Raw genomic sequence first — 11,952 nt, 5'->3', positions numbered from 1 at the left:
AGGGTATTGTCAAAAGCCTCCACGGCGGATGCGATACTCCCGTTTGCGCAACAGACTCCTCAACGGCGTGCGATCAGCAAGCAAAGCTCACGTAGGTCGCGATCGTACGTGCCGCCGCTCCCGAGCACGTCGACGCAACGCTTCTTCATGCGAGTCAGTTGGCTGCTGGACAACTGCGAGACCACGCTCGGCACGCTGGAAGTGCTCGGCGCCCGGGCTGTTCCAAGAGTTCCCAGCGTTCCAGGAGTGCCCGGTGTACCCAGAAGGCTTGCACCTGCAACGCCTACACCGGCACCCCGGGCGACACCACCAGTGCCGCCACCATCGGCACCTAAGCCGACAGTTACACCCCTGGTGTCGCCGACACTTGCGCCTGCACCAGCAGTTATACCCCCGGTGCCGCCCATATTGGCGCCGGCACCAGCGGTAATGCCCTTGCTGCCGCCAATCGATACACCGGCGCCGGCATTCACCCCGCTTCGGCCGCCTATCGCTGCACCGGCACCGGCATTCACTCCGCCGCTACCGCCGATCGAAGCGGCGACACCCGCGGTAATGCGTTTCTTGCCGCCTATCGCTGCACCGGCACCGGCATTCACCCCGTCGCTACCGCCGATCGATGTACCGGCTCCTGCATTCACCCCGTTGCTTCCGCCGATCGAGGCTCCGGCTCCCGCATTGATGCCGCCACTGCCGCCGATCGAGGCGCCAAGACCGGCGTTTACGCCGCCACTGCCGCCAACCGATGCGCCGGCGCCGACGCTAATGCCGCCGGCGCTGGAGGGTAAAGACAGAGATACAACAATTGCACCACCGGCCAAAGCTGTGGCGAAACGCTTAACGACATTTGCCATGACACTCTCCTTTGGTAGTTACCTCAGCAGCAGTTTCAAAGCCTGCTACTTTGGCGACAACGAACTCAGAGAGTTTTTGAATTTGCTTACCCGGAATTTGTTTACGATCGTGACTTACGGGTAGCAAAAAATTCCGAATCAATTTGAAAGAATTGTGAATACATTCCCAGGCAGAAAGACCGACCGCCGATGAGTTCGTTCCCGCCGCCGTCGCCTACTTTGGACGGGAGATCCGCGCCGTGGCCGCCTATGGCACCATCTGATGCTCATCTTGGCCGACAGCTTTGCAAGAAACCCTGAATATGATCCGTCAGTTCGAGGCGATGCCGACGCGTGGCGCGGCGTGAAGTCCACGGTCCACCGACAGGGGAATTGCCCAGGCGACTGGCATAGACGGCACGCGGGGGCCGAAAAACCTCGAAAATCTAAGTCTTGAACTTATGACACAGCTTGTGACATAGACGTGTTACGGTGACACAAAGCCAGCGGGTATGGCGGAATTGGTAGACGCACCAGATTTAGGTTCTGGCGTGAGAACGTGGGGGTTCGAGTCCCTCTACCCGCACCACTGCTCCCCTAGAAAAGTGGATTAAGCTTCCAGCGCCGAAAGCGTAGGGTTCGTGTCCCTTCATCGTACCAAGTTTTTCGCCAGAAGGCCTGGAAACGCCCCGTTCTCCCAGGTGCGACCTGTTCGGCAGAGCATCAATTGGCCCTTGCGAAAGCTGATCCTGCTCAAGATGACTGCCGGGAACCAGCCTCGGCAAAACACGTTGCTAAGTCATCGACCTTCACAAAAGGATGCGTGCGATGGCGAAAGACCTATCTCGCGAGGAAGAGAAACGCGGCACCGGAAAGGTCTTCATGTGGGGCGCCGTGATCATCGCTGTGCTTTTTGTTGCCCTAATGGCCGTGTTCATCCTCGGCCCGTTCTGGTCTTAGCCGCCATTTGGGCATCGTGAAACTCCAGACCGCTTACTCCTCAAAGACCTGGCGGGTGAACAATTCGGCCAAATTAGCAAGTTCAGGTCCCAGCACGCGATCCCCGCCGACTGGCGGCACGATGCTTCTGATATCCGCGACGAACGACTGAAGCGCCGGAGGAGCCACGCGCTTGCGGCATCGAGGCAGCGGCCGGTGCGTGCTTCCTTCGTCCAGGCGAGGAACACCGTCGTCGCTACATCGTCCTGGCCGGCGCCGGCCGATTCGGTTCCCGGGATGAAGGTGCGCTGCGCCGCGAGTTTAGCCTGCTCCAGATAGCCCGTGATCGCCATCGGCACATAGCCGACATTGCCGTGACCATCGCTGTCACTCCAATCCCGCCCCGTCAAAAGCAGATCGGGCAGGAGCGACACCTTGCCGTTCAAAAGCTTCGAGGCGTGGCGGTCGCATAAGAGGCAGATATCGGCCCATATCGCTGCCAGATCATCCAGGGCGGGTGTTGCGATGGCATTGTGATAGCCGCCCGTGCTGATGCAGCGCCCGAGCGGATGCCCGTCGCCAGGCGGTATGTAGACCGGGTTGTCTGATATCGAGGCGAGCGACACAGTGGCCGCCCGCTCCGCCGATGCCAGCGCGCGATGCGCGTGCCCCAGAATGCGAGGGACGATGCGGTAGCTGACCGGCGCCTGATAATTGCGGCGCCCGGTGCCGGTACTGGCAAGAAACTCCCTCAATCCCCGCAGGGCCGCTGCTTCGTGTTCATCGCCCCAAAGCGCGTCGAGCGCCGGATCGTAATGTTCGAGCGGCGCGCGAAACGCTTCGATCGAAAGCGCAAAGACCTTTTCGGCAAGGCGAACGCGACGGCGCGCCGCCAAGGCGGCATCGGCCACGAGTGCGGCAGCGCAGGGCGAGCCATTGATCAGGGATCCCCGTTCCTTGATTTCCAGGTCGAAGCGCGTCGAAAGCTCTGCAAAGAGCGGATAAAGAGCGAGGATTTCACCGGCGCCGCCCTGGCCGCAGGATGGCACCATGGGCATGGGTCCGCCGTCCAGCATCGCGGCGACGGCGAGCGCCATACGCGGTGTAGTCGCGGCATTTCCTTCGAGGAAATTCGTCAGACGGGCGAGCACGATCGCCCTCACCACGCGATCTGGCAAAGGCTCGCCGAATGATGTGGCGGCTGCGAACGCCTTGATGCGCGCATGGCGATCCCGCTCGCCAAGTTCGAGCCGCCTACTCGCGAGTTCTCCCATGGCGGTGGTTACGCCATAGATGACCGGCACAGGGTCGGTTTCGATAAGACGCAGGAACGACGCGCGACACTCTGCGATGCGCTGCAAAGCCTTGCCGCTGATTTGCACCGTGTCTTTCTTCCAGGCGACGCGGAAAACAGAGCTGAGATTTATGTCTTCTCGTGTCGTCAGGATAGTTGTCATGTTTGATGCTGTCCGAGCGGCCACGCTTTCCCAATTCTAATCCGGGCCAATTCTAATAAAGTGGTTCCTCGAACAGCGTCTTGTCGCCGTCCATCAGCGCCTTGATTTGCGCGGCGCCATCGGCTGCGATTGCGACGCGGACGCCGAACGGCCGCACCCGCATATCGTCCTGGATCGCTATTCCCTCGCCTTCCGGCAGGTAGAAACGTTCAATGCCGTAATCCGGCGCTATGGTGGTGGCTGCGCTGAGATCCCACCCCGCGGACACATGCCCGACGATATCGGTTTCGTCGGATGCTGCCGGCGCCGGCGCGTGCCCGAACCAGGCCGCTGTCGCCTGCCAATAGCCGTCGGCGCCCTGCTTCAGCCTGACGACGATTGGCGTGTCGTCGCTCGTGAGCTTGCCGGCTGGAATGTTGGCGATCAGCTTCACCGGTATGCGCGAAATATCGTAGCCAAGGCGAATGAAGTCGCCGCGCAGCATATCGCGCGGATCGATCGGTTCGACCCTAAGCAGCACTTGCTTGCCGTCGCGCAGGATCGCCGCCCGACCAGCGATGATCCAGCTCAGGAAGCCGATCTGGACGAGCGCCAGCACCACCGCCGAAATGATCAGCCGTATACCGGTCATCATGCCGCTCCTTCCACGCTCGGGGCCCTCATGCGCTTTTCCACGCGGAGGATGACAAAGGCAAGGATGCCGAGAAACACAGCTGCCGCCAGGAAGAAGCCTGCCGTGTCGAGCATCGACTGCAACATCACCACATAGATGATGGCGAGTTCGAAGGCGAAGCCGGCATAGGCAACCCAGCGCAAGCCCCTGCTGTCGCGTCCGCCCAGCACGATTGCCGCGACAATGCCGGCAAGCGCAACGGCCGAGGCAATGGCGAAGCCGCTGTTGTAGCTGCTTAAATCGGCTAATTCGAACTGGATCATCGCCAGGCCGGTGAGAAATCCGACCAGCGTGTGCAAGGGCAGCCGACCGCCCAGCTGCAGTATCCAGTCGACGGGCTCGGCAGCGAAGATCGCAGCCGAGAAAAGCAGCACCGACACGACGACGAGCGGCACAGCGACCTGCAGTGTTTCGTATTCCGTAAACAACAGCACGAGATAGAAGATGACCGACAGGATGATCAGGTGGCGCGCCGCCTGGCTGCGGGTCCAGAACGAAATGGCGAACAACACGCTCGCCATGACGACGAAAAGATGCGGAAATTCCGCGCGACTGAAATAATCGAAGCCCTTCAGGAACAGCCAGGCATCGGCAATGCCGACAGCAGCGACTGTCAACGGGTTCGAGCGCAGCGCAACCGCAGCCAAGGCCGTGCCAGCGCCCCAGGTGATCAAGGCCGATGCCTCGTCGCCGGACAAATGGTACATCTGGCCGATGAGCGCGATCGATCCCCCGAATGCCGCCGCGGCGACGATCCAGAGTGCCTCGCCCATTGCAGCATGGTCGCGTGTCTTCAGCACGGCGCCGCCGACATACCCGGCGAAGATGATGGCGAAGAGCGCTGCCACCCGCGCCAGCCGCGGGATGGCCTGCCAATTGGCGGCGACGAAGATCAGGACGGCCGCACCAAAAAGCAGCGCCGCAATCGTCGCCAGGATCGAGCCGAAGCTCAGTGATTTGCGCTCATTGGCCTCGACGTCGCGCGTCAGCGCGTCGGCCGTCGAGGCATCGATCAGGCCAACCTGCAGCCATCGCGCGATATCGGTCCTGACGCGTGACGAATAGCTCGCCATGCCTTTCTCCCCCAGCTTGGTCTTTTTTTCAGCCGCTCCGGCCAAACCGTTGACGCTACGGCATTTTCCGATTCGGGTTAATCTGTGTCGAAGACGTGATTTGGCGGTGATGGTGCATTGCACAATTTGCATTGCTGCTATGCACCAATAGCGGTTTTAAATCGATATGACCCCACCTATCTTCAGGTCGTACACAAAGACGGAATGATCCGAAAGAAAGACGAAACGAGAAATACCATGAACCTGATCCGCAATTACCGCAACTGGCGCCGCTACCGGGACACCGTTTCCGAGCTGAGCCGCCTGAGCAACCGCGAACTGACCGACCTCGGCATCAGCCGCAGCGACATCCACTACGTCGCCCGCAAGGCGGTCTAATCCTCTTCGGACCGCAAATGGTCCGAACCAGTTTGACTTGAAAAGAGAACGACAATGAACCTGATCCGCAACTATCGTAACTGGCGCGTTTATCGCTCGACGGTTACCGAGCTGGGTCGCCTTTCGAACCGCCAGCTGCATGACCTCGGCATCGTCCGCGAAGAGATCAAGAGCATCGCCCGCAAGGCGATCTAGTCAAGGAATTTCGCCAGGGTTGACCTCCTCCCCAACCCTGACGAATACGGTCAGCCTTCACCTCCTCCCGAGGGTTTGACCACAAAAATGGCGCCCGCCGCACCCTCCTCCCGCGGCGGGCGTTGTTTCCCCAAGGCGAAACAAATTTCGTCCCAGGGCGAAACGAATTTCGTCCCCAGGGGTTTCGCCCCCTTCATCAGGCGAAAGGAATTTCGTCAAAGCCGACCTCCTCCCCGGCGATGACGAATACGGTCGATCTTCACCTCCTCCCGAGGATCGGCCAGCAAAACGACACCCGCCGGACCTCCTCCCCCGGCGGGTGTTGTTGTTTCAGAGTCGAAGCAGTCCGAGAGCCGTTTTGGCGGGGGACTGTCGTCAGTCCAGCGCACCGCTTTCCAGCACGCCCCGTTTCTTCCACTGGCTCAGCGGAAAAATGTCCGGTGCGCCGCCCATCGGCGCATACCAGGAATCCACCACCCATTCGGTGCCCCCGCGGTCGCTAATCACCGCCGTCCAATGGGGATAGCGCCCGTCGACAAACAGGCCCCGCGAGGCCTTGTCCTCGACCTTGTGAAACCTGAGCAATTTTCGCTCGGCAAGATAGACCAGCAACGCATCCGTATTGGTCGATTCGTCGACACAATCCATCTGGCCCCTGATGCGCGATGCACCGAATTCCGACTGCGGCAGATCGCGAATGCCTATGGCCCGGAAGATGCGCTGCTCGAAATAGCGGACAGCCTTCGAAATAGCGGAACGCTCGGCTTGGGGCGAACCCGCGCCCGCACGCAGGATAGAGCGGAAACGCGCGCCGTCACCGGGGCCAAGCGCCAGCATCGTGCGATAGTTGCAACTATAGCCGTGGCATATGGGGATCCGCTTGGAAGCCGTCGCGGCCAGCTCGCCGGCGGCCGCTGATCCGGCCATGGCGATCACGACTGTCAAAAAGGTCGCTCTGGCAAAGTTCCCGAGACTCCCGTCCATTCTCCGACAGTAGACGATTGCAGCACTTGGCGCCAACTGTGCGACGAACTCATGCAATTGCAATCGCAGCTACAAGGGATTATTTCGGCGCTCATGAACAAGAATCCCATTCACGTCATCGGCGGCGGTCTCGCCGGCTCAGAAGCCGCTTGGCAGGCGGCCGAAGCCGGCGTTCCCGTTGTTCTGCATGAAATGCGTCCGGTCCGCGGCACCGATGCGCACAAGACGGGTGGGCTGGCCGAGCTCGTCTGTTCCAATTCCTTCCGTTCCGACGATGCGCAAACCAACGCCGTCGGTCTGCTGCACGCCGAAATGCGGCTGGCCGGGTCGCTGATCATGAGCGCTGGCGATGCCAACCAGGTGCCCGCCGGTGGTGCGCTTGCCGTCGACCGCGACGGATTTTCCGAAGCGGTGACCAAAAAGCTCGAAGCGCACCCACTCATCACCATCCAGCGCGAGGAAGTGCCCGGCCTGCCGCCGGCGGACTGGGACCAGGCGATCATCGCCACCGGCCCGCTGACAGCGCCGTCGCTCGCCCAATCGATCGCGGAAGTGACCGGCGCCGATGCGCTCGCCTTCTTCGATGCCATCGCGCCGATCGTCCATTTCGACACGATCGACATGGACGTTTGCTGGTTCCAGTCACGTTACGACAAGGTCGGGCCTGGCGGCACCGGCAAGGACTACATCAACTGCCCGATGGATAAGGAGCAGTACCTTGCCTTCGTGTGGGCACTTGTCGACGGTCAGAAAACCGAATTCAAGCAATGGGAAGGCACGCCATATTTCGACGGCTGCCTGCCGGTCGAGATCATGGCCGAGCGCGGCGTCGAGACGCTGCGTCATGGGCCGATGAAGCCGATGGGGCTGACCAATGCGCACAATCCATCGGTGAAGGCCTATGCCGTCGTGCAACTTCGCCAGGACAATGCGCTGGGCACGCTCTACAACATGGTCGGCTTCCAGACCAAGCTGAAGCACGCCGAGCAGGTGCGCGTGTTCCGCACCATCCCGGGCCTCGAAAACGCCGAGTTCGCTCGCCTCGGCGGCCTGCACCGCAACACCTATATCAATTCGCCGACGCTGCTTGACCATTCGCTGCAGTTGAAATCGCGGCCCGGCCTGCGCTTCGCCGGCCAGATCACCGGCTGCGAAGGCTATGTCGAAAGTGCGGCCATCGGCCTGCTTGCCGGGCGCTTTGCCGCCACCGAGCGGCTGGGCCACGCGCCGGCGCTGCCGCCGATGACCACTGCCTTTGGCGCGCTGCTCAACCATATCACCGGCGGTCACATCGTTTCCGACGACGAGCCGGGAAAGCGCTCCTTCCAGCCGATGAACATCAATTTCGGCCTGTTTCCCCCTGTGGAAGCGCCGAAAGCCGAGGGAAAGCGCCTGCGCGGCAAGGATAAGACCGTCGCCAAGCGGCGTGCGCTGACGTCACGCGCGCTGGCCGACTGCCGCGAATGGCTGGGATTGCCTTCGCGGGCGGAAGCAGCGGAGTAGCAGTTACGGAGTTCGTGTCAGCCTTCAGATGGCCGGCCAGCCTCGCGTTGCGCGACGCAAGAGCAGCCAATGGCGGCGCCAGGCCGAGAGGTGCGCCTCGCCGTTCAGAGGTGAATGAGGAGAACCTTCCATCTTGCCGAGATAGGCGCGCGACAAGGCCAGCGGCAAAAATGCCGGTCGCAGCGAAACTGGCAAGGCCGATGCACTCTTCTCGAAAGCAGACAAATGCTCCTGCGCTAGTGCAATCATCGCGGCGACAGCGCGTTGCGCTCCAGGCCCACCTTCGCCGGCAACGAACTCCTCGGGCGACGACCCTGCCGCAGCCAGAATGTCGGCCGGGACAAAGCATTGCCCACGCTTGCGATGCAGCGGCAGCAGCAGCAAAAGGCCGGTCATCGCTTGTGCACAACCTGCTCTGCCCGCAAGTTCGGCAAACCGTGGTGCTTCGACGGGATCAAGCACCATCGCTGCAAGCTGGATGAGCGCCGCTGCGGTCTCGCCGCAATAGCCTTCCAGATCGGTCCGCGACGGCATAGGGTCGTCATAGAGATCGAAAATACGCGCTTCGAGCATGTTCTCGAAGGCAGATTTCGGCAGGCGGTGGGCGGAAATCGTGGCCGTCAACGCGTCCGCAACCGGATGGCCGGTGCCTGCTCCGGCGTCCTCGGCTGCGATGACATCGCGCCACCATTGCAGCCGCACCTCGCCCGGCAGCGCCTCGCGGATACGGTCACGAATGCCTGATATCTCGGCATTGAAAGCATAGAGCGAAAAAAGCGCGTCACGCTTGTCCTCGCGCGCATAGAGCGCGGAAACATAGCGGTCATGGTCGGCGGCTCGCACCGTTTCCATGACGATTTTGGCGATTTCGCTCACGTCACTCGACGGCGATCAGTGCGGCAGCCACCGCACGGTTTTCCGCCAGAAGAACATTGTAGGTCCGCACGGCCGCGCCGGTCGACATCGGATCGGCCGCAATGCCCACCGCCTTCAGCGCAGCACGCAGCGCCGCCGGCAACGGCCTGAGATCCTTGCCGGCGCCGACCAGCAGGATCTCGATCTTGTCAGCCTCGTTGAGCAGCTTGGCGAAATCCGCCGCCGTCAGTGCCAGCGGATCAGCCGGCTCCCAACCGTAGATGCCCGACGGCAGGCACAGGAGCGAGCCGCGATGCGACATGTCGGCGAAACGAAACCCACCATTGCCGTAGGCCTCGATCGGGGCGCGGCCGGGGAAATGCGCTTCACGGATGACGATGCCTTTGGTCATCCCGTTGGCCGCCCGTCAGGTTGCCACGGCTTTGCCGCCGCTCACCGGCTTCTCCTCGTCGGCCGTCGCGGCCTGTGGCCGCAGCTTGAACAGGATGAGCAGCGGGGCGGCGATAAAGATCGACGAATAGGTTCCGAAGACGACGCCGAACAGCATCGCCAGCGTGAACGAGCGGATCACCTCGCCGCCGAACAGCACCAGCGCCAGCAGCGCTAGCATCGTCGTCACCGAGGTCAGCGTCGTTCTGGACAGCGTCTCGTTGATGGCGTTGTTCAACAACAGCGGCAGCGGCATCCTCTTGTATTTTCGGAGGTCTTCGCGAACACGGTCATAGACGACGATCGTGTCATTGAGCGAATAGCCGATGATGGTGAGTATCGCCGCAAGCGACGACTGGTTGAATTCGAGACCGGTGATGACGAAGAAGCCGATCGTCATGACCACATCGTGGACTGTGGCGATGATGGCGCCGACCGCGAACTGCCATTCGAAGCGGAACCAGACATAGATCAGGATTCCGAGCAGGGCGATCAGCATGGCGATGGTGCCTTGCTTGGCGAGCTCGCCGGAAACCGTTGGCCCTACCACCTCGACGCGGCGGAATTCGTAATGGTCCTGCAACTCGCCGCGCACCTTGTCGATGACGGTCTGTTCGGCGTTCTCGCCGCCCTCCTGCGTGCCGACGCGAATCAAGACGTCGTTCGGGTCGCCGAATTGCTGCACCTGCACTTCGCCGATGTTGAGTTCCGAAAGCCTGCTGCGGATGTCGGCAATATCGGCGGTGCCATCCTTGGACTGCACCTCAATCAGCGAACCGCCCTTGAAGTCGATGCCGTAATTGATGTCGACAGTCATGAACAGCACGACCGCCAGGATCGACAGCACGCTGGACAGCGCGAATGTCCAGCGGCGGATGCCCATGAACGGAATTCTCGTGCCCGGCGGGACGAAGGTCACCGGCGCGCGCGGTAACTCCTTCGGGCGGGCGCGGCGAAGCCAGATCGACACCAGCAGCCGGGTGAAAGTGAACGCGGTGAAGACGGTGGTCAGAATGCCGATGGCGAAGGTTACGGCAAAGCCCTTCACCGGTCCGGTCCCGAGCCAGAACAGCACCACAGTCGCGATCAGCGAGGTGACGTTCGAATCGACGATGGTCGCCAGCGCTTTCGAAAAGCCCGTATCGATCGCCTGGATCACCGAGCGACCGTTTCGCCGCTCCTCGCGAATGCGCTCGTAGATGAGAACGTTTGAATCGACCGCCATACCGATGGTCAGCACGATACCGGCGATGCCCGGCAATGTCAGTGTCGCGCCGAGCAACGACAACAACGCGATGATCATTGCCACATGCACCGCCAGCGCGATGTTGGCAATGAAGCCGAGGAAGCCATAGGCCACGAACATGAATACGACGACGAGGATGGAGCCGATCACGCCGGCGACCTTGCCGGCGTGAATGGAATCCTCGCCGAGCCCAGGGCCTACCGTGCGCTCTTCGATCACCGTCAGCGTCGCCGGCAGCGCGCCGGCACGCAACAGCACGGCGAGGTCGTTGGCGCTGTCGGCGGTGAAGTTGCCCGAGATCTGGCCGCTGCCGCCAAGGATCGGTTCGCGGATCTGCGGCGCCGAAATCACCTGATTGTCGAGGATGATGGCAAACAGCTTGCCGACATTCTGCGAGGTGGCCTGGCCGAAACGCGCCGCTCCCTTGGAATCGAAGGTGAACGAAACCACCGGCTCGTTGGTCTGGGAGTTGTACGTCGCCTGCGCATCGACGAGATTTTCGCCCGAAACGATGACGCGGTTCTCGATCAGATACGGAACCGGCGGATCATCCTGCGAATACAGAACCGATGATCCCGCCGGCGGACGGCCGTTGAGCGCGTCCTGCACCGGCATGGACTGGTCGACCATCTGGAAGGTCAGCTTGGCGGTCTGGCCAAGAATGTCCTTCAGCCTTTGCGGATCCTGCAGGCCCGGCACCTGGACCAGAATGCGGTCGTCGCCTTGGCGTTGCACGATCGGCTCGGTAGTGCCGAGTTCGTTCACGCGGCGCTCGACGACCTCGAGCGACTGCGCCAGCGCCGTCGACGTCCGGTATTTGATGCCGGCATCGGTGACGGTGAATTTGAGCAGGCCAGGCTCGGAATCATCCAGCGACATCTCCTGGACGGAGCCGCCGCTGAACAGGCCGGCGGCCACCGGATCGGTCAATGTCTTCAGCGCCGTCTTGGCGGCATCGACCTGACCGGGATCGGTGATGCGGACCTGCACGGTCCGGCCTGATCCGGCAAGACCGGTGTAGCCGATCTTGGCGTCGCGCAGCAGTGTCCTGATTTGGTCGCGCGTCGTCTCCAGCCGATCCTTGGTCAGATCGTTCGGATCCATCCTGAGCAGGATATGCGAGCCGCCCTGCAGATCGAGGCCAAGCGTCATCTGGCGCTTCGGCACCCAGTTAGGAAGCTGGGCCAGCGTACTGGCAGAGAAAAGATTGGGCGCGGCGAGGATCACTGTGGCGGCCACGGCAAGCCAGATCAGGATCATCTTGAAGCGCGAGAAATAAAGCATATGGCGTCGTCCGTCAGGGCATTCTGGCGGATCGTTCCGCCTGGAATCGGGTTATTTCTTGGCGTTCTGGTTCGCCAGCGGC

Annotated in this window: 12 protein-coding genes and 1 tRNA gene; 5 read left to right on the top strand and 8 right to left on the bottom strand. The window is 61.7% G+C overall.

Annotated elements, in window-relative coordinates; genetic code table 11:
• Positions 1-59: 59 nt before the first annotated feature.
• Positions 60-854: a hypothetical protein gene (locus A9K68_RS16810; protein ID WP_065007779.1), complete on the bottom strand. Its 795-nt coding sequence runs from the start codon at positions 852-854 to the stop codon at positions 60-62.
• A gap of 485 nt (positions 855-1,339) precedes the next feature.
• Here A9K68_RS16810 and A9K68_RS16805 point away from each other — a divergent pair.
• Together A9K68_RS16805 and A9K68_RS32305 are read left to right on the top strand one after the other, a co-directional pair.
• Positions 1,340-1,422, top strand: a tRNA-Leu gene (locus tag A9K68_RS16805).
• A 239-nt stretch (positions 1,423-1,661) separates the two neighbouring features.
• Positions 1,662-1,793: a hypothetical protein gene (locus A9K68_RS32305; protein ID WP_280950420.1), complete on the top strand. Its 132-nt coding sequence runs from the start codon at positions 1,662-1,664 to the stop codon at positions 1,791-1,793.
• On the opposite strand, the gene A9K68_RS16800 is transcribed toward A9K68_RS32305, so the two are convergent.
• The 3 genes from A9K68_RS16800 to A9K68_RS16790 are packed head-to-tail and all read right to left on the bottom strand — an operon-like array spanning position 1,790 to position 4,975.
• Positions 1,790-3,229 (bottom strand): aromatic amino acid lyase, encoded by a 1,440-nt coding sequence (locus A9K68_RS16800; protein WP_246811170.1) that lies wholly within the window; start codon positions 3,227-3,229, stop codon positions 1,790-1,792. The genes A9K68_RS32305 and A9K68_RS16800 overlap by 4 nt on opposite strands.
• 52 nt (positions 3,230-3,281) lie before the next feature.
• Positions 3,282-3,863 (bottom strand): GDYXXLXY domain-containing protein, encoded by a 582-nt coding sequence (locus tag A9K68_RS16795; protein ID WP_065007778.1) that lies wholly within the window; start codon positions 3,861-3,863, stop codon positions 3,282-3,284.
• Positions 3,860-4,975, bottom strand: a complete 1,116-nt coding sequence (locus tag A9K68_RS16790) for a DUF2157 domain-containing protein (protein WP_065007810.1) — start codon at positions 4,973-4,975, stop codon at positions 3,860-3,862. Before A9K68_RS16790 ends, A9K68_RS16795 begins: the two co-directional genes overlap by 4 nt.
• A 237-nt stretch (positions 4,976-5,212) precedes the next feature.
• Between A9K68_RS16790 and A9K68_RS16785 the strand changes: the two genes are divergently transcribed.
• Together A9K68_RS16785 and A9K68_RS16780 are read left to right on the top strand one after the other, a co-directional pair.
• A complete protein-coding gene (locus tag A9K68_RS16785; protein WP_006335194.1) occupies positions 5,213-5,353 on the top strand; it encodes a DUF1127 domain-containing protein in 141 nt (46 codons plus the stop codon).
• 54 nt (positions 5,354-5,407) lie between these two features.
• Positions 5,408-5,548: a DUF1127 domain-containing protein gene (locus A9K68_RS16780; protein ID WP_023802557.1), complete on the top strand. Its 141-nt coding sequence runs from the start codon at positions 5,408-5,410 to the stop codon at positions 5,546-5,548.
• 375 nt (positions 5,549-5,923) lie between these two features.
• Here the strand turns inward: A9K68_RS16780 and A9K68_RS16775 are convergent, their stop codons facing one another.
• A complete protein-coding gene (locus A9K68_RS16775; protein ID WP_065007777.1) occupies positions 5,924-6,475 on the bottom strand; it encodes a hypothetical protein in 552 nt (183 codons plus the stop codon).
• Between the two features lie 150 nt (positions 6,476-6,625).
• Here A9K68_RS16775 and trmFO point away from each other — a divergent pair, with 150 nt between their 5' ends.
• On the top strand, positions 6,626-8,035 hold the full coding sequence (gene trmFO, locus A9K68_RS16770) for a methylenetetrahydrofolate--tRNA-(uracil(54)-C(5))-methyltransferase (FADH(2)-oxidizing) TrmFO (protein ID WP_065007776.1): 1,410 nt from the start codon (positions 6,626-6,628) through the stop codon (positions 8,033-8,035).
• Positions 8,036-8,059: 24 nt separating this feature from the next.
• Here trmFO and A9K68_RS16765 read toward each other — a convergent pair whose 3' ends face one another.
• The 3 genes from A9K68_RS16765 to secDF are packed head-to-tail and all read right to left on the bottom strand — an operon-like array spanning position 8,060 to position 11,870.
• Positions 8,060-8,911 carry a phytoene/squalene synthase family protein gene (locus A9K68_RS16765; RefSeq protein ID WP_065007775.1) on the bottom strand — a complete coding sequence of 284 codons (852 nt, stop codon included), beginning with the start codon at positions 8,909-8,911 and terminating at the stop codon, positions 8,060-8,062.
• A 1-nt stretch (position 8,912) separates the two neighbouring features.
• Positions 8,913-9,302 carry an Mth938-like domain-containing protein gene (locus tag A9K68_RS16760; protein WP_065007774.1) on the bottom strand — a complete coding sequence of 130 codons (390 nt, stop codon included), beginning with the start codon at positions 9,300-9,302 and terminating at the stop codon, positions 8,913-8,915.
• Between the two features lie 15 nt (positions 9,303-9,317).
• A complete protein-coding gene (gene secDF, locus A9K68_RS16755) occupies positions 9,318-11,870 on the bottom strand; it encodes a protein translocase subunit SecDF (protein WP_065007773.1) in 2,553 nt (850 codons plus the stop codon).
• Between the last annotated feature and the right edge of the window lie 82 nt (positions 11,871-11,952).

This window comes from Mesorhizobium sp. AA22, from assembly GCF_001672375.2.
In the GTDB taxonomy this organism is placed as follows: Bacteria; Pseudomonadota; Alphaproteobacteria; order Rhizobiales; family Rhizobiaceae; genus Mesorhizobium; species Mesorhizobium wenxiniae.
The sequence above is the reverse complement of the archived record's forward strand: the minus strand, read 5'-3'. Positions and strand labels throughout refer to the sequence as shown.

What these genes read in the sequence shown, in the direction of transcription:
- A9K68_RS16795 (WP_065007778.1), bottom strand. Translation starts at nt 3,863, where the DNA reads ATGATGACCGGTATACGGCTGATCATTTCGGCGGTGGTGCTGGCGCTC.
- A9K68_RS16760 (WP_065007774.1), bottom strand. Translation starts at nt 9,302, where the DNA reads ATGACCAAAGGCATCGTCATCCGTGAAGCGCATTTCCCCGGCCGCGCC.
- trmFO (WP_065007776.1), top strand. Translation starts at nt 6,626, where the DNA reads ATGAACAAGAATCCCATTCACGTCATCGGCGGCGGTCTCGCCGGCTCA.
- A9K68_RS16785 (WP_006335194.1), top strand. Translation starts at nt 5,213, where the DNA reads ATGAACCTGATCCGCAATTACCGCAACTGGCGCCGCTACCGGGACACC.
- A9K68_RS16780 (WP_023802557.1), top strand. Translation starts at nt 5,408, where the DNA reads ATGAACCTGATCCGCAACTATCGTAACTGGCGCGTTTATCGCTCGACG.
- A9K68_RS16790 (WP_065007810.1), bottom strand. Translation starts at nt 4,975, where the DNA reads ATGGCGAGCTATTCGTCACGCGTCAGGACCGATATCGCGCGATGGCTG.
- A9K68_RS16800 (WP_246811170.1), bottom strand. Translation starts at nt 3,229, where the DNA reads ATGACAACTATCCTGACGACACGAGAAGACATAAATCTCAGCTCTGTT.
- A9K68_RS16810 (WP_065007779.1), bottom strand. Translation starts at nt 854, where the DNA reads ATGGCAAATGTCGTTAAGCGTTTCGCCACAGCTTTGGCCGGTGGTGCA.
- A9K68_RS16775 (WP_065007777.1), bottom strand. Translation starts at nt 6,475, where the DNA reads ATGGCCGGATCAGCGGCCGCCGGCGAGCTGGCCGCGACGGCTTCCAAG.
- secDF (WP_065007773.1), bottom strand. Translation starts at nt 11,870, where the DNA reads ATGCTTTATTTCTCGCGCTTCAAGATGATCCTGATCTGGCTTGCCGTG.
- A9K68_RS32305 (WP_280950420.1), top strand. Translation starts at nt 1,662, where the DNA reads ATGGCGAAAGACCTATCTCGCGAGGAAGAGAAACGCGGCACCGGAAAG.